Annotated in this window: 21 protein-coding genes; 9 read left to right on the top strand and 12 right to left on the bottom strand. The window is 40.9% G+C overall.

Going from position 1 to position 24,194, the window contains the following annotated elements:
* The first annotated feature begins 180 nt into the window (after positions 1–180).
* Positions 181–1,323 (top strand): glycine cleavage T C-terminal barrel domain-containing protein, encoded by a 1,143-nt coding sequence (locus ACTF5Q_RS05165; RefSeq protein ID WP_438953593.1) that lies wholly within the window; start codon positions 181–183, stop codon positions 1,321–1,323.
* A gap of 33 nt (positions 1,324–1,356) precedes the next feature.
* Here ACTF5Q_RS05165 and ACTF5Q_RS05160 read toward each other — a convergent pair whose 3' ends face one another.
* The 4 genes from ACTF5Q_RS05160 to ACTF5Q_RS05145 all read right to left on the bottom strand — a co-directional run bounded on the left by ACTF5Q_RS05160 (position 1,357) and on the right by ACTF5Q_RS05145 (position 6,720).
* On the bottom strand, positions 1,357–2,700 hold the full coding sequence (locus ACTF5Q_RS05160) for an aspartate aminotransferase family protein (RefSeq protein ID WP_438953592.1): 1,344 nt from the start codon (positions 2,698–2,700) through the stop codon (positions 1,357–1,359).
* A gap of 96 nt (positions 2,701–2,796) precedes the next feature.
* Positions 2,797–4,245: a phosphonoacetaldehyde dehydrogenase gene (phnY, locus tag ACTF5Q_RS05155; RefSeq protein WP_438953591.1), complete on the bottom strand. Its 1,449-nt coding sequence runs from the start codon at positions 4,243–4,245 to the stop codon at positions 2,797–2,799.
* Between the two features lie 13 nt (positions 4,246–4,258).
* Complete coding sequence (gene phnA, locus ACTF5Q_RS05150) at positions 4,259–5,503, bottom strand: phosphonoacetate hydrolase (RefSeq protein ID WP_438953590.1); 1,245 nt, start codon at positions 5,501–5,503, stop codon at positions 4,259–4,261.
* Between the two features lie 29 nt (positions 5,504–5,532).
* Entirely contained in the window at positions 5,533–6,720 is a 1,188-nt protein-coding gene (locus ACTF5Q_RS05145; RefSeq protein ID WP_438953589.1) for a 2-aminoethylphosphonate--pyruvate transaminase, read from the bottom strand.
* 88 nt (positions 6,721–6,808) lie between these two features.
* Here ACTF5Q_RS05145 and ACTF5Q_RS05140 point away from each other — a divergent pair, with 88 nt between their 5' ends.
* The 4 genes from ACTF5Q_RS05140 to ACTF5Q_RS05125 all read left to right on the top strand — a co-directional run bounded on the left by ACTF5Q_RS05140 (position 6,809) and on the right by ACTF5Q_RS05125 (position 11,135).
* Positions 6,809–7,579 (top strand): TIM barrel protein, encoded by a 771-nt coding sequence (locus ACTF5Q_RS05140; protein WP_438953588.1) that lies wholly within the window; start codon positions 6,809–6,811, stop codon positions 7,577–7,579.
* Positions 7,576–8,931 (top strand): (R)-1-hydroxy-2-aminoethylphosphonate ammonia-lyase, encoded by a 1,356-nt coding sequence (gene pbfA / locus ACTF5Q_RS05135; protein ID WP_438953587.1) that lies wholly within the window; start codon positions 7,576–7,578, stop codon positions 8,929–8,931. Before ACTF5Q_RS05140 ends, pbfA begins: the two co-directional genes overlap by 4 nt.
* A 97-nt stretch (positions 8,932–9,028) precedes the next feature.
* Positions 9,029–10,222 (top strand): CaiB/BaiF CoA transferase family protein, encoded by a 1,194-nt coding sequence (locus ACTF5Q_RS05130; protein WP_438953586.1) that lies wholly within the window; start codon positions 9,029–9,031, stop codon positions 10,220–10,222.
* A 145-nt stretch (positions 10,223–10,367) separates the two neighbouring features.
* Positions 10,368–11,135, top strand: coding sequence for a hypothetical protein (locus tag ACTF5Q_RS05125; protein WP_438953585.1), 768 nt, complete (start codon positions 10,368–10,370; stop codon positions 11,133–11,135).
* Positions 11,136–11,238: 103 nt separating this feature from the next.
* On the opposite strand, the gene ACTF5Q_RS05120 is transcribed toward ACTF5Q_RS05125, so the two are convergent.
* The 3 genes from ACTF5Q_RS05120 to ACTF5Q_RS05110 are packed head-to-tail and all read right to left on the bottom strand — an operon-like array spanning position 11,239 to position 14,863.
* On the bottom strand, positions 11,239–12,285 hold the full coding sequence (locus ACTF5Q_RS05120; protein WP_020045309.1) for a substrate-binding domain-containing protein: 1,047 nt from the start codon (positions 12,283–12,285) through the stop codon (positions 11,239–11,241).
* Positions 12,286–12,319: 34 nt separating this feature from the next.
* Positions 12,320–13,324 (bottom strand): ABC transporter permease, encoded by a 1,005-nt coding sequence (locus ACTF5Q_RS05115; protein WP_154038540.1) that lies wholly within the window; start codon positions 13,322–13,324, stop codon positions 12,320–12,322.
* Between the two features lie 9 nt (positions 13,325–13,333).
* Positions 13,334–14,863: a sugar ABC transporter ATP-binding protein gene (locus tag ACTF5Q_RS05110; RefSeq protein WP_438953584.1), complete on the bottom strand. Its 1,530-nt coding sequence runs from the start codon at positions 14,861–14,863 to the stop codon at positions 13,334–13,336.
* Between the two features lie 117 nt (positions 14,864–14,980).
* Between ACTF5Q_RS05110 and mtnK the strand changes: the two genes are divergently transcribed.
* Genes mtnK through ACTF5Q_RS05090 form a run of 4 tightly spaced genes read left to right on the top strand, consistent with a single transcriptional unit; the run spans position 14,981 to position 20,392 of the window.
* Positions 14,981–16,243: an S-methyl-5-thioribose kinase gene (gene mtnK / locus ACTF5Q_RS05105; protein ID WP_438953583.1), complete on the top strand. Its 1,263-nt coding sequence runs from the start codon at positions 14,981–14,983 to the stop codon at positions 16,241–16,243.
* On the top strand, positions 16,240–17,349 hold the full coding sequence (mtnA, locus tag ACTF5Q_RS05100; RefSeq protein WP_438953582.1) for an S-methyl-5-thioribose-1-phosphate isomerase: 1,110 nt from the start codon (positions 16,240–16,242) through the stop codon (positions 17,347–17,349). The genes mtnK and mtnA overlap by 4 nt, the downstream gene beginning before the upstream one ends.
* The gene (locus ACTF5Q_RS05095) at positions 17,342–19,375 is read left to right on the top strand and encodes a bifunctional aldolase/short-chain dehydrogenase (protein WP_438953581.1); all 2,034 of its coding nucleotides are present in this window, start codon (positions 17,342–17,344) and stop codon (positions 19,373–19,375) included. Before mtnA ends, ACTF5Q_RS05095 begins: the two co-directional genes overlap by 8 nt.
* Before the next feature lie 36 nt (positions 19,376–19,411).
* Positions 19,412–20,392, top strand: a complete 981-nt coding sequence (locus ACTF5Q_RS05090; RefSeq protein WP_438953580.1) for a sugar-binding transcriptional regulator — start codon at positions 19,412–19,414, stop codon at positions 20,390–20,392.
* A gap of 36 nt (positions 20,393–20,428) precedes the next feature.
* Here ACTF5Q_RS05090 and ureG read toward each other — a convergent pair whose 3' ends face one another.
* Genes ureG through ACTF5Q_RS05065 form a run of 5 tightly spaced genes read right to left on the bottom strand, consistent with a single transcriptional unit; the run spans position 20,429 to position 24,135 of the window.
* Positions 20,429–21,040 carry an urease accessory protein UreG gene (gene ureG / locus ACTF5Q_RS05085; RefSeq protein WP_153693148.1) on the bottom strand — a complete coding sequence of 204 codons (612 nt, stop codon included), beginning with the start codon at positions 21,038–21,040 and terminating at the stop codon, positions 20,429–20,431.
* On the bottom strand, positions 21,037–21,708 hold the full coding sequence (locus tag ACTF5Q_RS05080) for an urease accessory protein UreF (RefSeq protein WP_438953579.1): 672 nt from the start codon (positions 21,706–21,708) through the stop codon (positions 21,037–21,039). Before ACTF5Q_RS05080 ends, ureG begins: the two co-directional genes overlap by 4 nt.
* Positions 21,674–22,111, bottom strand: coding sequence for an urease accessory protein UreE (locus tag ACTF5Q_RS05075; protein WP_438953578.1), 438 nt, complete (start codon positions 22,109–22,111; stop codon positions 21,674–21,676). Before ACTF5Q_RS05075 ends, ACTF5Q_RS05080 begins: the two co-directional genes overlap by 35 nt.
* Before the next feature lie 9 nt (positions 22,112–22,120).
* The gene (gene ureC, locus ACTF5Q_RS05070; protein WP_438953577.1) at positions 22,121–23,830 is read right to left on the bottom strand and encodes an urease subunit alpha; all 1,710 of its coding nucleotides are present in this window, start codon (positions 23,828–23,830) and stop codon (positions 22,121–22,123) included.
* Positions 23,830–24,135 (bottom strand): urease subunit beta, encoded by a 306-nt coding sequence (locus tag ACTF5Q_RS05065; RefSeq protein WP_438953576.1) that lies wholly within the window; start codon positions 24,133–24,135, stop codon positions 23,830–23,832. The genes ureC and ACTF5Q_RS05065 overlap by 1 nt, the downstream gene beginning before the upstream one ends.
* Between the last annotated feature and the right edge of the window lie 59 nt (positions 24,136–24,194).

Below are 24,194 nucleotides of genomic sequence, written 5' to 3'. Positions count from 1 at the left end.
CTGGCTGCCTGAATTGTGATCTAATTTGAGCGCAACGTCAATCCTGATTATTTTTGTCGGGATTTATAAGCTTATTTTCAATTTGTAATTGATTAAATTTAAAAACATAATAAGTCTTTGTTAAATAGGGCGATTACGATATGCCACTCCCGCCCTTACTAAATTTAATTGGATATTTAAATGAAGAAACTTGATGACTTCGGATTTGGTACTCAAATCCGCAAATCCCCTTTTTTTGATGCTACAATAGAATGGGGTGCTACGGGCTTTTCTGTATATAATCACATGTATATACCACGAGACTTTGGAGATCCTGAACAAAATTTCTGGAACCTAGTTAATGAAGCGATACTCTGCGATGTATCTGTAGAGCGGCAGGTAGAAATTTCTGGGCCTGACGCCGGAAGATTTGTGCAATTTTTGACACCAAGGGATCTATCCCAAATGAAAGTTGGTCAGTGCAAATATATACTGATAACAAATCAAGACGGTGGACTTCTTAACGATCCAGTTCTTCTGAAATTGGCGGATGATCGTTTTTGGATTTCTTTAGCGGATAGTGACATTTTGTTATGGGCACAGGGTGTAGCTGTAAACACAGACTATGATGTAAATATTTTTGAGCCAGATGCTTCACCACTACAATTGCAGGGCCCAAAGTCTCGGGATATTATGGTTAAGTTGTTCGGGGAGAGCATCTTAGATCTCAAATACTATTGGCATCGAGAATATAAATGGAACGGTATTTCTTTGATTGTATCTCGCACAGGCTGGTCTAGCGAACTTGGGTATGAGATCTTTCTCACAGATCACACAATGGGGAATGAACTTTGGAACCATATAATGTTAATTGGAGAACCCTTGGGGCTTAAACCAGGTCATACATCATCAATCAGGCGTATCGAAGGCGCCATGTTGTCTTATCATGCCGATGCTGACATTAGCACCAACCCTTTCGAGCTAGGACTCGATCGGCTTGTAAATATAGATTCATCTCAAGATTTTATTGGGAAAAAGGCACTTGTTAAAATCAGAACTGAAGGCGTGGACAAAACTCAGGTTGGTTTAGTAATTGAGTGCGATCCTCTTGGTGGCCCCAATACTAAGTTTTGGCCGGTTAAAAAAGGGGAACAAAAGGTGGGGAAAGTAACATCAGCAGTCTACTCCCCAAGGCTTAAAAAAAATATAGCACTTGCGATGCTTTCCGTTAAATCCCTCGATAAAAGTACAAAGTTCCAGGTCGATACATCACAGGGATCATTTCCAGCTCATATCGTTGATTTGCCATTCTATGATCCAAATAAAAGGATTACCAAAAGCTAAGGTGCCTGATTTATAGTAATAAAGTTTAATGGATTACATTGTTTCTTCTGACGATTGAAGAGCTTCTTCTAAACTATCTGCGAGCAAGTCTGTTAGCTCATTTATCTCTGCTTCATTAATAATATACGGGGGCGCTAATAATATATGATCTCCTATTTTCCCATCAATCGTACCCGACATGGGATAGCATAATAGTCCCCTCTGCTTTGCAATAGCCTTAATCTTTCTTGCTATAAAATAGGAGGAAGAAAACGGCTCTTTAGTTTCCCTATCTTCCACAATTTCTATACCATAAAATAATCCTCTACCGCGAATATCTCCAACATGGGTATGTTGACCAAATTTAGTATCCAAAGCATATTTAAATTGATGTCCCATAACATTTACGTTTTCTAAAATATTATCGTCTAGCAGAACATCCAAAACGGCATTTGCCGCCGCGGCTGCCATGGGGTGACCCAAGTAAGTATGACCGTGTTGAAAAAACCCAGAACCATTTTTAATAGCTGCATAAATTTTGTCGGTACAAATAGTGGCACCTATTGGCTGATATCCAGCCCCAAGACCCTTAGCGATACATACAATATCAGGAGCGATAGCCTCTTGCTCATAAGCAAAAAGAGTACCAGTGCGTCCCATACCACACATAACTTCGTCTAAAATCAAAAGTATCCCATGGTGATCACAAATTTCTCGGATCGTTTTAAAATATCCATCGACTGCAGGAACTGCCCCGAGGGTTGCACCAACAACAGGTTCAGCAACAAATGCCATTACATTTTGTGAACCAAGTTTCTCAATAGTTATTTCTAATTCGCCGGCAACACGTTGGCCAAATTCATAGTCCGTTTCGTAATCATGCTTCTCTCGGTATGCATAGCAGGGAGCTATGTGATGCGTGTCAATCAACAGTGGAGCAAATTGTGAGCGTCTCCATTCGTTGCCACCAACCGCCAATGCTCCCAGTGTATTACCATGGTAGCTTTGCCGACGGGCAATTACTTCTTTCCTACCAGGCTGGCCAGTCTCAAGAAAATATTGTCTTGCTAATTTCAAACCTGCTTCAATCGCCTCTGAACCCCCTGAGACAAGGTAGACTTGGCTTAGATCACCAGGTGCGTTAGTTATGAGTTTTGTAGCTAATTTCTCGGCAGGTTCAGAAGAAAAAAAAGACGTATGAGCATATGCCAAGACATCTAACTGTTCATGAAGTGCATTGATTATTTTGGGATGCGAATGGCCTAAGCATGAAACTGCCGCTCCACCCGAAGCATCTAAATATTTCTTACCAGACTCATCAAAAAGAAAACACCCATCACCTCCAGAAGCTATCGGCAATTCATCATGTGTATGCCTGGGAAAGATGTGGCTGACCAAATTACGTTCCTACGATTTCTAATTTTAACTTTCTCAGATTAGCTAGGTACTAATCACAAAATTTTTTGCCTAGAATAAGGTTGAGGAACATAATAGTTATTCTGGCCATGGCAATGAGTATGTTTTTAAGTTTGTAAAGAAACGCATCGCCTCAATCACACCCTCTTTCACAGCATTTCCACTATCTTTTATTCCGCCAAAAGGTGACATTTCAATTCTGTAACCTGGCTGTTCCCAAATATTACACGTACCCACATCCAAACTGTTTATGTATTTTATTGCTCTATTTAAATCATTGGTACAGACACCTGAAGACAAGCCAAATTGAGTGCTATTGGAAATTCTTATTACCTCTTCATCTGAGTCTGGAACTCTCACCATAGGTATGATCGGGCCAAAGGTTTCTTCCATTACCAACTCACTATTATGGGGAACTTTATCAACAACTATTGGAGGGAGAAGAGCGCCTTGCCTACCAGGATGATATAATATTTCAGCACCTTCTTGCTCAGCCTGTAGCACTCTATTTTCAAATAGTTCAGCCGCTTGATCGTGTATCACGCAACCAAGCTGAGTTTCTGGATCTTGTGGATCTCCAAACTTGATTTTTTTGGCTTTTTCTAACACAAGTGGAACAAAAGCATCAGCTACACTTTCTTGTACTAAAATGCGTTTTATTGCAGTGCAGCGCTGACCAGAGTTTCCAGTAGCTCCCGCTACTGCAATAGTAGCAGCCTTATCCAAATCGCTGCCTGAAAGATCATTACAAACAATTAACGGATCATTACCACCTAGCTCAAGCGCCTGCCGTTTGTACCCAGCCTTTGATGCTATCAACTTACCTACGGGGACACCACCAGTAAAAGTTATAATGTCGATGTGCTCGTTTAGCATCATTTCTTCACCAATATCTTCAGGTAGGCCAGTAACAATCTGAAACATCTCTGGAGGCAAACCAGCCTCATATAAAATATCAGCCAAAGTTATAGCAGTGAGCGGTGTAAGTTCAGTCGGCTTGCATACCATACAGTTATTTGTAGCAATGGAAGGGGCTATCTTGTGACTTACCATATTAAGTGGGTGATTAAAGGGTGTAATGGCACTAATTGCTCGGACAGGTTCTCGCTTAGTGAAGATTTTTCTTTCTTTTCCATTATGAGTTAAATCACACGAAAATATTTGCCCATCATCGTTCATTGCTTGAGCTGCGGCGAATTGGTAAACGTCTTGTGCTCGTTTAGTCTCATATATTGCATGCTGATGGCATATCCCCAATTCTAGAGTAAGCCATTTGGCTAAGTAATCCTGTCTTTCTGCAATTATTTCACCAGTTCTTTGAAGAATCTGGCTCCGCTCATATCTACTAAGTGACGGCTTATAGTCAGACGCAATTTTAAAGGCTTTTGCTGCGTGTTGAGCAGCACCAGCTGGTACAGTACCGACAACTTCATTTGTGTAAGGGTATTTTACTTCAATGACTTTTTCTGTAAGGACCTTTTCTCCACCGATCCGCATTCCCTCATGACGTATATCGTTTTTTTTCATTATTTAATTTCCTCTATGATGCTGCTGCTTGTGTTGCGTAGAAAAACGCATCAAAATTTCTTAGTTTAGGTGCATTTGGCAAATCCATAACCTTATTAACAATGAATGGTACGTCCTGTTCTGTTAAACCACCGTGTGATCTAAGTGGCTCTTTTAGCGCTGCAAGATCATGCCGGTCTTCACTTGTCCCAATGGTAAGATTTTCCGTTGAAATCATAACTATGTCACCAATGCGATCACCTGGCAGATCGTAATTATTAATTGCTTCATCTTTGCCCATAACTTTTAAAATTTCCGGACACGCTGCAATTCTGCTAATTATGTCATCGACGTCACATTTATCTGGCAAATAAGCTGTTGCAAAAGAACCTAACGCGCCATGATGAACAACGTAAGGATCAGTTATTGGTAAAATGACCCTTGCTTGTCCTGCGCCTAGCCACTCATCCATCTTATCTTGCATATATATAACCGCAGGCATTTTATTATCATCATGTTTAGGTTTCATTCCGTGATCTGCAGTAACTACGATTGCAACATCAAACTTTTGCAACTCGCCTAAATATCGATCGAACATTGCATAAAAATCTTTAGCGCCCTGCTCCTGTGGGGAAAATTTATGCTGGACATAATCTGTTGTTGATAGGTACATAATATCTGGCTTCATTTCCTTTAATAATTTGATACCGGCAGCAAAAACAAACTCCGATAATTCTGCCGAATAAACCTCAGGAACAGGCATATCCAACCAATCACTAGCATTTTCAACACCATTATTCGCTATCGATGTTTCACCGGCTCGCTCCGCTGAAAAAGCTATTGCCCGTCCCTCATCATATTCAAGGCCAGCACTCAACAGCGCGCGCAACTTATCTTTCGCCGTAACCATAGCAACGCGAGCTCCTGCCTCATAAAATTTAGAAAAAATCGTCGGTGCTCGAAGGAAGCGCACATCATTCATCATCACTTCTTCACCCGTATCAGGATCAAAAAGATAGTTTCCACAAATCCCATGTATTGCAGGTGGACGCCCAGTAGCAATTGACAAGTTGTTCGGATTTGTAAAGCTGGGAATTACAGAATGGGCAATTCGATCTGTGCCAGTTTCACGCATAAGTTTTAAATTTGGCATCAATCCTTCAGCTATCGCTACATCCAAATATTCAGGCTCACAACCGTCAAGGCAGATGGCGACAGCGCATCTTTTTGGCATTGAATAGGTTCTTTCGTTGGCAATTACATTGGGTACAAGTGTCATTAAATTTACCTTTTAAACGTTATTTAATATTAGGACTGAAGCCGTTTTCTTTCTTCCAAAGCTTTTGACGGAGGTGAAGCATCAGTCACGCCCATCTCGCAAAGGCTCGCTCGTGCTGCATCAACTACTTTAAGCATTATTTGATCATCCATTTGTCCAATACAACCAATTCTAAAACTCTCCACGACGGTTAACTTTCCCGGATAGATAATGAAACCTTTTGATTTCATTAAATCATAAAACCTCGTAAATTCGAAACTTGGATCTGCTGGACAAAAAAATGTCACAATTATTGGTGATAACCAGCGTTCACTCAAAAGGGTTTCAAAACCTATAGATCTCATCCCTGACACTAGAGCATTTTGATTTTTAGTATATCTGGCACCACGTGCAATTACTCCACCCTCTTTACGATGAGACTCAAGTGCTACTAAAAAAGCGGCAAGGACATGAGTTGGTGGTGTATAACGCCATTGTCCAGTTTTATTCATATGGGACCACTGATCATGAAGGTCTAAACAAAGCGAATGGCTATTCCCTTCTGCCGCTTCCAAAGCAGACTTTCGAGCCAGAATAAAACCAAACCCAGGCACACCCTCAATACATTTGTTCGCCGATGAAACTATGGCTTCAAATTTTATTTTATTTGGCTCAACTAAAATAGCCCCAAATGCCGACATACTATCTATAAGAAGTTTCCGCCCTGCATTATATGTTGCTGCAGATATTTCCTCTATTGGATTAAGTATACCAGAACTCGTCTCACAGTGAACTGCAACAACATGTGTTATATCATTATCTGCTTCCAGAATTTCAGCGACTTCTTCCCCACGAGGAGGAAGATAATCGCCTTTATCAAGGACAATATGATCACGTTTTAAATACTGTAGAGTTTTTGCAGCTCGTTGACCATATGCGCCATTAGAAAGTACTAACAACTTTCCATCCCTTGGTACAAGTGAACCTAACATGGCTTCAACCGAAAAAGATCCACTACCTTGCATTGGAACACAATCAAAACTTTCGTTACCGCTGCCCAACATTTCTATAAGTGTATCTCTCATTAGTTGAGTCATTTGCCGAAAATCGCCATCCCAACTGCCCCAGTCTTTAAGCATAGCTGACTTAGTATCATACGACGTTGTAAGCGGACCTGGTGTGAGTAAAAAAGGTTCACCCAATCGCGGCGCCTCAATTTCTGATTCTTCCAATCGCATAAAAGATCTCCACTTTAAGACTGTACTAATTATTACTTTTAATCATACAACAGTATGAGAAGTTTTGATACCATGACACTACGGGCCCATGATGAACTTTGCACATAATTTTTCAGCTAATACTGGCTATCTTTGGAAGGAGCTGTCTTTTCTAGACAGATTGGCTATTGCAAAAAAATATGGTTTTGAAAGTTTAGAATTTCACGACGAACCACATTACGAAAACTTAACAGAATTACAGTTAATTCTCTCCAAACATGAGCTGCCGGTTAACGGCATGAATGTCAGAATGGGTGAAACTTTTGGCTGCGCATCGCTTAGTCAATACAACGAGAAATATGTAAATGACATAAATGATGCTGTTGAAATCGCAACGGCATTAAATATTCCTGCAATTCATGTAATGTCAGGTATAACAAATGCTGATGATGCAAATGAAACTTTTATATCCTCACTAAACTATGCATTGGAAAACTCAACTCAAATAATTCTAATCGAACCGGTATGTAATGAACAGCTACCTGGTTATTTTCTCAAAACAATTGAGCAGGCTGCCGGAATACTGAAAACTATAAATCATCCACGTTTGAAAATCTTATTTGATTGTTACCATGTATACAAAGAGAGTGAAAATCTCATGGATGCCTTTGCTAAGCATGTAAGTAACATTGGTCATATTCAAATTTCTGCTGCTGAAAACAGAGCAGAACCTCATCCGGGCATATTGAATTACTCCAAGATTTTACCACAGATGGAAGCACTCGGATATAAAGGGGCATTTGGTTGTGAATACAGGCCACAAGCTGCTACGGAGGATGGTCTGGCATGGAGAGATAACTTCAGAAGAGATACAAGATGAGAAAAAAAAAGAATGTAAATGAACCAATTGACACAGAGGGTGATATCAACCTCTCTCCAAGACGGTTGGAATGGTCGAAAAACAATATCAACACAAATTCGCAGAAATTGTTATCAGAAGACTCAAAGTACTTCTTACATCAATCACTCTCAACACCTTGTTTAAATGTTCTAGAAGCAAGTGACGGTATATATCTGGAGGATCTCCAAGGTCGTAAAATTATGGACTTTCATGGGAATAGTGTTCATCAAGTTGGTCATGGAAATAAGCGAGTTATAGCTGCAATTAAAGAGCAGCTCGACATTCTCCCATTTTGTCCTCGGCGTTACACGAATAAGGTTGCAATTGAACTTGCAGAACGCCTTACCTCTCTCGCACCTGGAAATTTGAATAAAGTTCTTTTTGCACCCGGTGGTACCAATGCAATCGGCATGGCGTTAAAGCTGGCTCGATATGCAACTGGTAGACATAAAACAATTTCCATGTGGGATAGTTTTCATGGTGCTTCTTTAGATGCTATCTCAATCGGTGGAGAAAAATTGTTTCGAAAAGATGTAGGTCCGCTCATGCCTGGCACGGAACATATCCCTCCTCCCACAAGAGGAAAATGTCATTTCAATTGCTCAGATGAGAGCCATGACGGATGTATCAACTATTTAGAGTATGTTATCGAAATGGAGGGAGATATTGGAGCCCTTGTTGCCGAACCCATGAGGTGGACAACCGTAGAATTACCACCGCCAAACTATTGGACAAGAGTACGGGATATTTGCACAAAGAATGATGTTCTGTTGATTTTTGATGAAATACCCTCTGCCTTAGGTCGAACAGGCAAAATGTTTGTGTGTGAACACTTTGACGTTGAGCCCGACATGTTAGTCATAGGTAAAGGCTTAGGTGGAGGAGTTTTCCCGATGGCAGCATTACTTGCCAACGATGCTTTAAATGTCGTCGAAGATAAAGCCTTAGGGCATTACACTCATGAAAAAAGTTCTGTTGGTTGTGCAGCAGCGCTAGCGACAATTGATTGTCTAATGGAAGACGGATTACTTGATAATGCAGTAACTCTGGGCAATTCAGGTTTACAGGAATTGGAAGCTCTTAAACTAAAGCATTCAATAATTCATGAAGTAAGAGGTCTTGGTTTATTCTATGGAATAGACTTACGAGTAGATGGCAAACCGGCCTCGAACGAAGCGGATGCTATCCTTTATCACTCACTATCAAATGGATTGAGCTATAAAGTAGGGGGTGGCTCAATATTAACGCTTTGTCCTCCGCTTACAATTAACAAAGATGAGTTAACGCAAGCTTTCAATATAATTGAAAATGGAATTAATAGCTTAAACTAGGCTAATTACTCAAAAAATTAATATTGTGTATATAATTGTTTACATAAGCAATAATTTAACTCATTAACTTTTGGCCGTGGTTTAGAAAATTATTAATATGAAAAAACCCTTAAATGGTATACGAGTACTAGATTTAACAAATGTTCTAGCGGGACCCTACTGCTGTCACCAATTAGTACATTTAGGCGCAGAGGTCATCAAAGTTGAAGCTCCTAAAACAGGCGATTTAGCACGTCAACTAGGTGCAGACGAAAGACTCAATAAAAAATTAATGGGTATTTCTTTTCTAGCGCAAAATGCTGGTAAAAAATCGATAACATTAAATCTCAAGTCTCCAAGAGGTAAGAAACTTTTTTTACAGCTTACAGAAACTGCAGACGTGCTTGTAGAAAATTTCCGACCAGGTGTGATGAAGCGTCTTGGATTAGATTTTGAAGAACTAAAAAAGATAAACTCAGATTTAATTTATTGTGCAATTTCTGGTTTTGGACAATCTGGCAAATCAAGTGACCAACCTGCCTATGACCAAATTATTCAAGGTGCGTCCGGCTTAATGTCTATTACCGGAAACCAAAGTAGTTCTCCGTTGCGCGTTGGCTTTCCAGTGGCTGATACTGTTGGCGGCATAACCGCTGCATTCGCTATTTCCTCAGCACTTAATGCTAATCCTCGCGGAGCATTTATTGACGTAAGTATGTTGGAGGCTTTAATGTCTTCAATGGGTTGGGCGGTGTCTAATTATCTTAACACGGGTGTTGAACCACTTGCTTGCGGAAATGAAAACCCCACTTCTGCACCTTCCGGAACCTTTAAAACAAGCGATGGACTATTAAATATCGCTGCAAATAAAAATGAACATTGGATAGCTTTGACGGATCATCTTGATCTGCCTTATTTACGTGATAACCCTCAATATGCAACCCGCGAGGCTCGAAAAATTAATCGTAAAAAATTAAAAAAGGAACTTGAAGAAAAATTAAAGAAGCAGTCCGCAGAAAAATGGGCTCAAGAGCTGAATTGCCTTGGAATTCCAGCTGGAAAAGTTCTAACGGTTGCCCAAGCCCTGCAATCTAAAGAAATTTCAGAAAGTAACTTTTTGACTGAATATACAGATGTACCGGGAGTTCAAAGAAATTTAAAATTAGTGACTACCGGGATTAAACTAAATGGTGAGCATCCTACTGCAGCTAACCCTCCCCCAGCTCTTGGTGCTCATAATGAAGAAATATTTAATGGTGTTGGAGTGAGCTCAGTCGAGTTAAAGGAGCTCAAAAGGCAGGGCATCGTTTAAAGCATTCGATGTTGATCTAATCCTTTAATTTTTAGATTCAAAAGAAAGTATTAGACACCTTTAATTTTATTTTTATGGGTATAAAGTATAAAGAATAATTAGGTATTTTACATTGCCTAGTTATGGCTTCAACACGAGGAACAATATGAATAAGACCGTGCTTTGCATGAAATGGGGCAACCTTTACTCGTCCGATTATGTAAATGTTTTGTATAACGCCGCTAAAAGAAACATAACTGGCGATTTTCGTTTTATTTGCCTTACCGATAAAAATGATGGAATAAATATTAACGTCGAAACATACCCAATTCCTGATATAGGACTTGAACCAGACCATTGGCATCATGGAGCATGGCCTAAAATATCTATTTTTAAGGAAAACCTTTACGACTTAACTGGGCATGCGCTTTTTATTGATTTGGACACTTTTATAATGGGCTCAATAGATGAGTTTTTTAACTTTGCGCCGAATGCCATCTCAGTAATTGATGTTGGGCCTTGGGGAAAAGATACTCTGGCACATGAACGAGTAGTTGGCACAGGTATATTTTGCTTTGAGATTGGGAAGTATTCACATTTTGTGTCTAATTTACAAAACAACTTAAATACTCTTGTAAACCAGCATGAACTTGAACAAGTTTACGTACAAGAAATTTGTGAAAATATTGAATTTTGGCCTGAGCCTTGGGTTATTAGCTATAAGCGATCTCTTAGACAGCCAATAGGAAAAGATCTTATATTTTCACCTACTAAACCAGGACCTCAAACTAAAGTGATTGCATTTCATGGAAAACCAAGACCAATCGATTTGGTAACTAAGGGGTTCTATAATCGAGATCGTTTTCCACACTTTCTTTTGAGATCTGTCGATTGGGCCAGAGATTACTGGTTACAAAATGGTGGTAGTCTCTAAAAGAGTATTAAAATAGCATTGAAATGCAAATATATGGGTTCAAGTAAGCAGTTTTTGAATATCAAAGGCTGGATAAAGGATTTATCCAGCCTTTAATTATAATTTATCGCGGCGGTAGTGGCATCCAGCTTGGCACTGAAACATCAGCATGCGCAAACTGAGGCATTTTTGCAGACAAGTCTTCCATATTTTTTATGTCATTTTCATTTAAAAATGCTTGTGTGATTAGTGTCGGAGGCACCACAACGTTACTACCTGGATTTTCACCAGCAAGCATCATTGCAAGCGATCTCACTGAAACTTCTCCAACCACTGCAGGATTTGTTGCAACCGTAGCAGCCCATGCAGAATTTGGCTCTCTCATAGCTGAAATATCAGCGGTAGAGACATCAGCTGAATATATGTCGATTTGATCTGTTAAACCTGCTTCGTCAACTGCGATTTTAACACCCTTGGCAAACTCGTCGTAAGGAGCAAACATGACAGTTATATCTGAATTTGCTTGCAAAACTGATCTCGCCTGGTTCGCATTAGAGTTAGCTATTGGATTATCGAGAGTGCCGAATTGAGCAACTTCCTCGATTCCTGGATTTGCTGCTTTAATGTCTTCCCATGCAGCATGGCGACGATCTAGCGGAGCAATACCCGGCACATAAACATAGCCGGCTTTCCAACTTGTGCCATTATCTATTATTGCCTGCTCCAAAGCCAATTTACCCAGTAGGTAGTCTGATTGTTCTATCTGAGGTATTGCTGGATTTTCTACATTAACGTCAAAGGCGACAACTTTAATACCAGCATCGACTGCTCTTTGAGCTGCATCTCGCATACTCTCGGTCAGACCATGTTGAATTACAATACCATCAACACCAAGTGCAATGGCTTGATCTACCATATCAGATTGGAGAGCCGCATCCTGTCTGCTATCAAAAACTCTCAAGTCGACGCCTAGAGCTGCAGCTTGGGTTTCTACTCCCGAAAGATAGGCCTGAAAAAAATCACCCGTAGATAGATATCTAACGAGCGCAATTTTTACGTCACCCGGATTGTCAAACGGTGCTGGCATATCACCAGCTGTCACCGCGGTTGAAAAAAGCGCAGGTAGAACAACGCTTCCTCCTAGTATTTTTAGTATTGATCTTCTAAACATAATTACCTCCCATGGTATTTTAAAAGCCTGTTATTCAGTGGCTAGTTTTTCGCCCCTTCGATGAAAGAGCAAATGTAAAAATGAGTGCAATAACTAGTACACTCCCCTTTACAAAATCTTGAGTATAATACGGCGCGTTCATCATCGTCAAACCTTGAAGAAGCACTCCAACAAAGAGAGCACCTATTGCAGTGCCAAATGCATTAGGCTTCGCCGCTCCTAACACGGCAAAACCTATCAATGCCGCAGCAACAGAATCCAGTAACAAGTTATTTCCTGAAGCTATATCACCACGACCTAATCTGGCAGAAAGTAGAATTCCGCCTATCGAAGCAGTAATCCCTGAAATGACATAAGCAAGAATTTTATATTTATTAACATTCGCTCCAGCCAAAGCAGTGGCAGTCTCGTTTGAACCTATTGCATACATAAGCCTACCATGTCTGGTAAGCTCCAAAAAAAGCCAAATAAATACCCCAACCAATAAAAATATAATTACTGGAATTGGTATAAGGTTTTCTAAGAAAAAATCTAAACGATGTCGACCAAGCCATAAAAAGCTTTGTGAGTAAACACCCTCTGCTGTCTCACCACTAGGAAGCTTCATACCAGTAGAGATAGATCTACCTTCCGTAGGTATGCGCTGCAGTCCGATAAGTAAAAACATCATGCCCAGCGTGGCTAATAAGTCTGGAACCCTGGCCTTCACGATTAGAAGCCCATTTACCAAACCTACAAATGCTCCCATAATAAGACAAGCAATTATGGCCGTGAAGGCTGACATCTCAAGTACGACCATCACATACGCTGAGAGCATAAGTGCAGTGGTAGCCACAGAACCTATAGATAAATCAAATCCATCTACCACCAAAGTTGCAGTAACACCGAGCGCCAAAATACCCGTAATAGAAACGGATTGAAAAATAAAAACAGCTGAGCGTGGACCGGCAAAACCCTCTGCAACTATAGAGAAGAACAACACCAAACCCAAAAGTAACAATAGAAAACCATAGCGGATTGCAAAACTTCTCATATTCATAATACTTTTTCACCCATTTAAACTTCCTCTTGCTTCAGCTAAAGTTTCAGACGGTTTTCCACTATAGAGAGAAAGAATATCTGCAATATTGTTCTCTTTATTCTCGAAGATACCAGAATAAGAACCTTCATGTAACACAACGATTTTATCAGCAATTTCTACTGCTTCGTCGAGCTCGGCGACGAAGACTAATGTTGCTCTATCTTTAGATGACTGCCTTATCTGGCTTCCAATGTCCCTACGCGCTTTTATATCAACTCCTTGAAAGGGCTCATCAAGTAACAAAACTTCTGATTTTTCTGAAAGCCAACGACCAATCATTACCTTTTGCTGATTGCCTCCTGACAGTGTAGTAACTAAATCAAGCTCTGACTGACACACTATCCCTAATTCTGAGATCGACACAGTTGCTTTTCTTTCTAAATTTTTTGGCTTCAGAAATGAAAACCAACTGTGCCGATCCAAGAACGGGAGAACCATATTATTTGTAATGTCGAAGTCAGAAACCACAGCATTTGTAGACCTATCCTTCGGACACATAAAAATACCTTTTGATATGGCATCGGCAGGACTTTTAGGATTATAAGGCTCGCCGTGTAAAAGCATGTCTCCCTCTAATAGAGGGTTCAAACCAAAAATAGCAGAGGCTATTGCCGTTTTTCCGCTGCCTAATAAGCCAGTTATTGCAATGATTTCATTTTTATAAAATACCAAATCAAAGGGACTACTATATTTTGAAAGTTTTGCGTCACGCAATTCAAATATGGGCGTCCCCTTTTCTTGCAACTGCAATTTACCATGAACCATTTTTTGACCAAGCATTGCAGTAACTGCGCCCTCGTAATCTAGAGAAGGACCATCAAAAATACCAGAAATCTTACCATCTCTCATGGTAACTATACGGTCGGCAATAGCTCTAATGTCTGACATGCGATGTGAGATATAAAGTATAGCGACACCTTGCTCTTTTAAATTGGCAAGAAGTTTAAATAGGCGTTTAGCTTCGTTAGCAGAAAGAGACGAAGTTGGCTCATCAAGTATGAGTAGTTTTGGTTTGCGAGTCATTGCTCTTGCGATTGCAATCATTTGCCTGTCCGCTAGTCCCAAATCTTTAACTTCAGCTGTGATATCTAAATCTAAGTCCATTGTTGCTGCTACTTTTCTGGCTTCAGCTCGTAATTTTTCTGTTCGTAGAAAAAAACCTGCACTACTGTCAGCTAATCGATCAATCATGAGATTTGACGCTACATCAAGGTCCGGGATTACTCCATTATTAATAGTTTGATGAACCGTAACTACGCCGGACTGAAACGCATCTGAAGGTGAAGCTGGGGAGAAATTTTCTCCAAAAAGAGTTACGGTTCCTGCATCTGCATTATGGACACCACACAATATTTTCACCAGAGTAGATTTACCTGCACCATTTGCTCCCATCAGCACAGTAATTGTGGCTGAAGGCAATTCTAGGTCAACCTCTTTGAGCACTCGGTTAGGCCCAAAAGATTTTACAATACCTGAAATCTGGCAAGCTAGCTCCAACGTGTTGTCCTCCTAAAACTTATGCTTACAAGAGGCTTTTCAATTGTCAACACTCTTGACAAAAGTCAAAATTTGCCAATGCTTGAAATATCAGTGTTTTTTGTTAAGAGGCTCCAAATGAAAGATGATTTAGAGTATGAACCTCTGAATTCCAAAACCCTTCCAGAACGATTAAAAAATTTAGAAAGTATAACGTCGTTAATTGGTAATAAATCTGAAGAATGGAAAGTCACAGAAGTCGGCGATGGAAACCTAAATCTCGTATTTGTTGTTGAGGGGAAACAAGCAAGTCTCATTGTTAAACAAGCTTTACCATATGTACGCTTAGTTGGTGACAGTTGGCCCCTTCCATTGAGCCGTTCATTCTTTGAACATGAGATACTTTGCAGGCAGGGAGAAAGAGATCCAGGCAGCGTCCCTCAAATCTATTATTTTAATAAAAAACAAGCAATTATTGTAATGGAAATGCTCTCTCCTCACGTAATTCTACGAAAAAAATTAATCGCTGGAGAATACGTAAATGGGCTTGGGAAAACTCTAGGTAATTTTTGTGCACGAACTGCGTTTAGAGGATCTGATCTTTCATTGTCAACAAAGGAGAAAAAGAAAGATACTGCACTGTTCCAAGGCAATGACGAACTCATGGCAATCACCGAAAACCTTATCTTTACTGATCCTTACTTTGAAGCAGAGATGAACCACCACACAGAAGGACTTGAGCCAGTCATCAAGACGCTAAGATCCGATGTTTCTTTAAAACAGGAGGTTCAGCATATGCTTCTAAAATTCACCTCAAATACGGAAACATTACTTCACGGCGACCTTCACTCCGGATCAGTTATGTGTACTGACAGCGAAACGAAAATTATAGATCCGGAATTTGGGTTTTACGGGCCTATGGGTTTCGATATTGGTATGCTGATATCTAACTTTTTAATGGCTTATTTCAGCCAACCAGGTCATAGAACTGAAAATACATTAGAAGAGTACCAAAATTGGATACTATCAACTATTGAAGAGATATATTCAACGTTCATAAGTGAATTCAGCAATCTTTGGCGCAATGAAAGGCAGGGGATTTTATTTCCAAAAAGTCTTTTCGAAAATCAAGGACATAGCTCAGAAGGTGCACTGAACGGAGTGCTTAACCATATTTGGTCAGATGCATTGGGTGTATGTGGGATTGAAATGCATAGACGTATTCTTTCCCTTGCTCACAATGCAGACTTTGAAGAAATAGCTGACTTAAAAACACGGGCAGAACTGGAAGCTAGAAACCTCATTATGGGTCGCCAACTCATTCTTGAAAGAAACCAAATCAAAGATATTCAGGCAATTCAAAGTCTTGCAAGAAAATATAATTCGGAGAAACACCTATGAAGGTAAACGGTACTCATTACCGCTCAATTTGGTATGATCATGAACTTTCAAAAGTTAAAATAATAGACCAGCGCTGGTTACCGCATGATTTCAAGGTCGTTGAACTAGAGACATTACAAAGTTTTGCAACTGCGATAAAAGATATGTGGGTTAGAGGGGCACCATTAATTGGGGCAACGGCGGCTTATGGAGTAGCTATAGCTTTGGAACATGATGCATCTGACAACGGATTAAAAAATGCATACGATACTCTAATCCAAACCCGCCCAACAGCAATTAACTTACGTTGGTCACTTGACCGAATGCAAACTGAGTTAGCAAACGTTGGAGAAAGTCAACGTCCAGCAGTTGCTATGGAAATTGCACATAGAATTGCCGAAGAAGATGTGGAAATAAATAAAAACATCGGCGAATTTGGATTAAAGATAATCAAAAAATTAGCTGAAACAAAAAAACCAGGAGAGCCTGTACGTTTGCTGACCCATTGTAATGCTGGTTGGCCTGCTACCGTCGATTGGGGGACTGCAACCTCTCCTATGTATCATGCGCACAATGAAAACATTCCAATACATGTATGGGTTGATGAAACAAGACCCAGAAACCAAGGAGGAATGACGGCTTGGGAATTACAGAGCCACGGCATCAGCAATACTTATATAACAGACAATGCGGGCGGTCATCTTATGCAAAAAGGCTTAGTTGACATGGTTATTGTTGGTACCGATAGAACAACCGCTCAAGGAGATGTGTGTAACAAGATTGGAACTTACCTAAAAGCTCTTGCCGCTCATGACAATAAAGTACCTTTCTATGTTGCATTACCTTCTCCAACCATAGATTGGCGAATAAATGATGGTCTTACGGATATTCCGATTGAAGAGCGACCAGAGAGGGAAGTTACTCATATTTTAGGTAGAAACTCACACAATGATATAGCAGAAGTTCAAGTCACCTCCGAGGGTGTTCCTGGTGGCAATCCGGCGTTCGATGTAACACCCAATCGACTAATAACTGGCTTGATAACTGAGCGAGGTGTTTCGGAAGCGTCTAAAGATGCATTAGCAGAAATGTTCCCAGAAATGGCTGGAGCCACAAAGAATGATTAAAAATAATTATAAGGAAAAAGACGCTCAAACCTGGACGTCTGAAGCGTCCAAAGACGATGCTGATCAACATTTAGCACTACGGGTTTATACCTCTCGATTAATTGGTCAGAATCCTGATCTTGTAATGCATGGAGGCGGGAACACTTCGGTTAAAGTGGAAAGAAAAAATCTTTTTGGGGAAACCTGCAAAGTTATGCACGTCAAGGGTTCTGGGTGGGATTTGGACACAATACTTGCGCCAGGGCTTCCAGGCCTTTGGTTGGATCCGCTCAAGAAATTGCGAGAACTTGAGCAGCTTTCCGATGAGAATATGGTAAATATACAACGCGCTAATTTGCTAGATAGTAGCTCACCCAACCCATCTGTAGAGACTTTGTTGCACGCATTTCTTCCGCATAAGTATATTGATCATACACACGCAACTCCATTTCTAATTCTGGCAAATTTACCCAACGCCACTGAGGTGTGCAAAGATATATTTGGTGAAAAGCTAGGTATTGTTCCATATATCATGCCTGGATTTGCTTTAGCAAAAAAAGCGGCAGAAGTTTTTGAGCAAAATCCAAGCGTAGAAGGCCTAATGCTCTTGGGACATGGTCATTTTGCCTTTGGAGAGACTGCAAAAGAAAGTTATGATCAAATCATCGTGCATACTCAAGCAGTAGCCGACTATCTAAAAATGGAGAATCCAACAAACCTTTTCACTCGCAAACCCCATAAGGCAAGCGGTGTATTTCCAATCATACGAGGCCTGATAGGTGATATGATTGGACCAAATTCACCTATGCCGATAATGGATCTCAGGAACGGAAAAGACGAACTTCAATTCCTGAAACGCAATGATCTTGAAGAACTCTCAACTAGAGGGACAGCCTCTCCAGATCACGTGATCCGCATAAAAGGTAGACCTTTAATCTTAAAGGAGTCTGTTTGGTCTAGGGGCAGAGAGGCAATTAAAGAAGAATTGGATAAATATGCAAAAGAATATAAAGCGATGTTTGAGCGCCAGGCGCCAAAAGCCGACCAGCCCAAAACAATGTTGCCTACTGATCCGAAAAATATTTGGATGGAAGGTATCGGCCTAATTGGATTGGGCGCAAATGCAAAGGCAGCCAGCATAGCAGGAGATCTTGTAGTTCAAAACGCACGAGTGAGAGCTATTGGCGAAGATGCCGGAGGATTTAGGCCGATCTCCGAAAAAGACTTATTCGATTGCGAGTATTGGTCACTTGAACAGGCAAAGCTAGGAAAGGGTGCACCACCCAAATTTCAAGGTAAAATTGTGATGATAACTGGCGGCTCTGGAACAATCGGCTTTGCACTAGCTAAGGCCTTTTCTAAGCTTGGGGCACAAACCATTCTTGTAGACAAAGACGAGATAGCTTTGGAAGAATCCGTAGCTAAACTTGGCGTTGGACACAAATATTTTCCAATTGACGTAACTCATTCCGATGCAGCCAACCAAGCCATGTTGGCTGCTATAAATAATTTTGGTGGTTTAGATATATTAATTTCCAATGCCGGAGCCGCGCATGCAGGTCCAATGCTGGGCATTTCAAATGAAGAATTGCGGAATGCCTTTGAATTGAACTTTTTCTCTCATTACAGTTTTTCGACGGAAGCGGCAAAAATTCTGAAAGATCAAAATCGCGGCGGCCAAATTCTGTTCAACATATCAAAGCAAGCAGTGAACCCCGGCAAGAACTTTGGTGCCTATGGGCTTCCAAAGGCCACAACTTTTTTCTTAATGCGACAGTTAGCACTTGAACTGGGGTCTGATGGAATTCGTGTGAATGGTATAAATGCGGATAGAATTCGTTCCGGTCTTCTTACCGATGACTTTATATCATCCCGAGCTAAATCCCGTGGAGTTTCAGAGTCTGAGTACATGGCAGGGAACCTACTAAATAAGGAAGTTACAGCTGAACATGTTGCAGATGCATTCACAGCGTTGGCTTGTGCTGAAAGCACAACTGGACATGTTATGACCGTGGATGGTGGTAATATAGAAGCAAGTTTACGGTAAATCAAAGTAACTCTGATAAAGGTATAATAAAAACTATTGAAGCAACTCAAACAGAAATTTACTCACTCGCCAAACTATATTCTAAGAGATGATGGCTATCTCGCAAATATTGCGTTGCTGTATTACCAAGAGGGCCTCAATCAAAGTGAGATTGCAAAACGTCTTGGTTTATCTCGTACGACTATTTTGAATTATCTCAAGGAAGGAAGAGAGCGGGGCATAGTTGATATACGAGTAAATGGCGAGACCCTTAATTCTTCAAAGATGGCCCGGGATTTAGCACAGAAATATAAACTTGAAGGTGTCTATGTTGCATATGTTGGAAGAAAAGCTAAATCAGACTTTTCACTCAGGCATACAGCTCGAGTGGCTGCTCTTGCACTTCATGACATAATCAATCCAGGGGACTTACTGGGAATTGCATGGGGGGAGACAATAAAGCTAATTGGAGAGCAACTCCCGAACAGGGGGATACCCAATACGGAAGTATGTCAAGTAATTGGCTCGATGGAATCCGATAGATTATTAAGCGCAGAAGATTGCGCAATCCAAATTGCAAACAAAATTGGCGCTCAATGCCATACCCTCCACGCTCCCGCCATTTTATCATCTTCAAGTTTGGCCACAGCTCTAAGAGATGAGCCAGCAATAAAAAAACAATTAAAAAAATTTGAAAATCTGAGTGCGATACTGACATCAGTTGGGGATTTAACAGAAACTACTCACGTTCTATCATCCGGCCTAATTAAAAGAAAACACTTAGATGAAATTATCTCGAATGGAGGCGTTGGTTTTCTTTGTGGCAATTTCATAAAGTCCAATGGCGATGATCTTCCATCACCGTTAAAAGATTGTATGATTTCAATAACTCCATCTGAAATAAGAAAAACTCCAAAACGCATCATGGTTGCATCAGGAGAGAAAAAAATACATGCTGTTAAAGCAGCACTGACTGGTGGGCACGCAACACATGTGATCTTAGATGAAAATCTAATTTTAGAAATTCTTAAAAGTTAAACTATATATTGGACAGAATGATCTTAGGGTATTAAGCTATAAACCGCCAATTTCACGAATTTTTTCAAAAATTTTATCTGAATTATGACCTGCTTTAAGCGACGCAAAAATAGTTGGCAGGCCGCCTCGCATTTTTAAAGCATCACGCTCCATCACCTCTAAACTGGCGCCTACATGCGGTGCAAGATCTGTCTTATTTATGACAAGTATATCAGAGCGTGTGATGGCTGGGCCACCCTTACGAGGGATTTCTTCTCCCGCAGCTACATCAATAACATAAATAGTTAAATCCGCTAATTCAGGACTAAAGGTGGCAGACAAGTTATCACCTCCAGACTCAATTAAAATGACTTCAAGATCAGGTAAACGCTCATTCATTTTCGCTACCGCAGCAAGATTAATGGATGCGTCCTCTCGGATCGCAGTATGAGGGCACCCGCCCGTTTCGACCCCAAGAATTCTATCAGAGCTCAAAACTTGCATACGTGTCAAAGCTTCCGCATCCTCTTGAGTATAGATATCGTTAGTTATGGCGGCAATTGAATATGAGTCTTTCATCAACTTACACAATCGTGCAGTCAATGTTGTTTTCCCGGCCCCAACTGGGCCACCTATGCCTATCCTAAGTGGACCATTTTGATTCATCATGTTTTAAATATCCTCGACACCTGTGTTTCATGTTTCATTGCGGCAATATCCGAAATAAAGACAGATGAATAAATATTATCTAAATTGCCATCTCTCGTTTCATCTGCAACTTGGAGACAAATTGGTGATAATGTTTTTATAATTTTTTGGGCCTCAGTTTGACCAAGTGGCATCAATCGCTGTGCCGCAGAAACTAGATTTGATACGTAGGCTTGCAAATATAAACTGGTTGTCAAATTTAATTCTATTCCCTCGACATTTGCACAAAAACCAATTGCAATTGGGTATACCAACTCATCAATTTCAATTGGCCATACTGCTTCCGTAACACTTTTAAATGCTTTACCAAGTTCGTCCATCTCTAAAAGGCGCTCCTGGGAACTTGCAAGTGCACGAGCTTTCCTATTTATTTCTATAAGAGCTTCATCTGAGTTGCATTTATAAGCTGCAGCCAAAAATAATGCATCTGTACGAGCAGCACCATGCTGCAAAATATTGAATAGCCACTCGCAAAGACTGTCTGCATTACCCAGCCACTGTAAATTCACAAGAGCCTCAAGACCGTGACTATATGTGAAGGATCCAACAGGATACGATGGGGAGATCCACTGGCTGAGAGTTAAGATACTTTGCTCAGTGGGCATGGCTGTGCGTGCGTCCGTGACCATAGGCACCTCCCTCTGGATTGAATGGCTCTTTTACAGTTCCCACCTCAGCGCCTAGCTTGATTAGCATTTCCTTGATGACATGATCTTTTTTAATAAGTAGTCGTGCTCCTTCTATTTGACATGGCACGTGACGATTGCCGATGTGCCATGCAAACCTTAGAAGATCACCTTTTATCTGTAATAGTTCTTCATCAGCAAACACTACACCAACTAGCCTCCCATCCTCGAGTAGAAAAGCTTCATTTTTAGAAATTGAACGAGTTTTGGGAAGGTCTACTAAAAACTTTAGACCGCGCTTAGTTTCCAAAACCTTACGACGCAAAAACCTTGCATGGTAATCTAAAATGACAAATTCGTCAGATTTATGACTATGTATAACGTCAACGCACCGAGGGAAATCCATATCGCCTCCTTAAAACATAAAATAGCGTTGCGCCATTGGAAGAACTTCAGCAGGTTCGCACGTCAATAGTTCTCCATCTGCCCTGACTTCATATGTCTCTGGATTCACCTCCATAACCGGAGTCGCATTATTGAGCAACAAATCTGCCTTGCCAATATCTCTTGTGTTGATAACTGGTAAAAGTTCCTTCGCCAGTCCAAGTGTATTCTTTATCCCTTCGTCGAAAGCTGCCTTACTAACAAATGTAGCAGCTGATTTTTCTACTGAACGCCCGTAAGCACCAAACATTGGGCGAGAGTAAACGGGTTGAGGCGTTGGAATAGATGCATTAGGATCACCCATCTGAGCCATGGCGATTGTTCCTCCCAGTAGAACCATTTCTGGCTTCACACCAAAAAAAGCAGGATCCCACAACACAAGATCAGCTCGTTTTCCTATCTCAACACTACCAATTTCACTCGACATTCCATGTGCAATCGCAGGATTAATAGTATATTTCGCAATATACCTTCGGACACGAAAATTATCATTGTTACCATTTTCGTCTGTTAATTGCCCTCTTTGCTTTTTCATTTTGTCAGCCGTTTGCCATGTCCTAATGAGCACTTCACCTACTCGGCCCATTGCTTGACTATCAGAAGCTATGATACTGAATGCACCCATATCATGTAGAATATCTTCTGCTGCAATAGTCTCGCGGCGTATACGACTTTCCGCAAAAGCGACGTCCTCAGGAATAGATTTATCGAGATGATGACATACCATGAGCATGTCAAGATGTTCCTCGATTGTGTTCTTTGTAAAAGGTCTAGTTGGGTTTGTTGAAGATGGTAAAACATGCGATTCACCACAAATTTTTATAATATCAGGAGCATGTCCTCCTCCAGCACCCTCAGTATGAAATGCATGTATTGTGCGCCCTTTTAAAGAATCAATTGTATTTTCTACAAAACCAGACTCATTCAGAGTGTCGGTATGTATCATAACCTGTACATCCATGGCATCTGCTACACCCAAACAACAATCTATTGCGCCCGGCGTAGTACCCCAATCTTCATGTAATTTTAACGCACATGCACCACCTCTAATTTGCTCTTCTAATGCCTGGGGAAGGGAAGCATTTCCTTTTCCTGCAAATGCAAGATTCATAGGAAATGCATCTGCTGCCTGAAGCATTCGAGCTATATGCCAGGGCCCAGGAGTGCAAGTAGTTGCAAGCGTCCCGTGTGCCGGCCCTGTTCCGCCTCCCAACATGGTTGTAATTCCAGAGTGCAGGGCATCCTCGATTTGCTGCGGACATATAAAATGAATATGGCTATCAAATCCACCCGCCGTTAAGATTTTACCTTCTGCTGCGATTATTTCCGTGCCTGGGCCAATAACAATATCAACATTTGGTTGGGTATCAGGATTTCCTGCTTTGCCGATCTTCAAAATGCGACCATCCATTAAACCAACATCTGCCTTGTATATACCGCTGTAATCTACAACCAGCGCGTTGGTTAGCACCGTATCTACGGCGCCTTGCGAGCGTGTGGCTTGTGATTGCCCCATACCATCCCGGATGACCTTTCCACCGCCGAACTTAACTTCTTCACCATAGGTTGTGAAATCCCGCTCTACCTCGATAATAAGGTCGGTATCAGCAAGCCGTATTTTGTCGCCAGTTGTTGGACCGTACATTGCCGAATAATCATATCTCGATATCGTGGAAGCCATTATATTTCTCCCATAACTTTCTGATTAAATCCAAAAATTCTTCGACCACCTGAGATTTCAATAAGTTCGACCTCCCTTTGCTGTCCTGGCTCAAACCGTATTGCAGTACCTGCGGCTATATCAAGGCGCATGCCTAGTGCAATCTCACGATCAAATTCAAGAGCACTATTCGCTTCACCAAAATGGTAGTGTGAGCCAACCTGGATGGGACGATCACCAGTATTAGCAACCATCAAGGTAGTACTTTTTCTATCTTCATTCAGTGCTATTGCGCCTGCTAATGGAATTACTTCGCCGGGTATCATTTTTTGGCCTTTCTCAAAAGTATTTGGTTTTTAACTTCACTCAAAATCTGATTTTTTAA

This window comes from Candidatus Salinivivens marinus (genome assembly GCF_965655845.1).
In the GTDB taxonomy this organism is placed as follows: Bacteria; Pseudomonadota; Alphaproteobacteria; order Rhodobacterales; family Rhodobacteraceae; genus Salinivivens; species Salinivivens marinus.
Note: the sequence above shows the minus strand (reverse complement) of the source record. Positions and strands in the feature narration are given on the sequence as shown.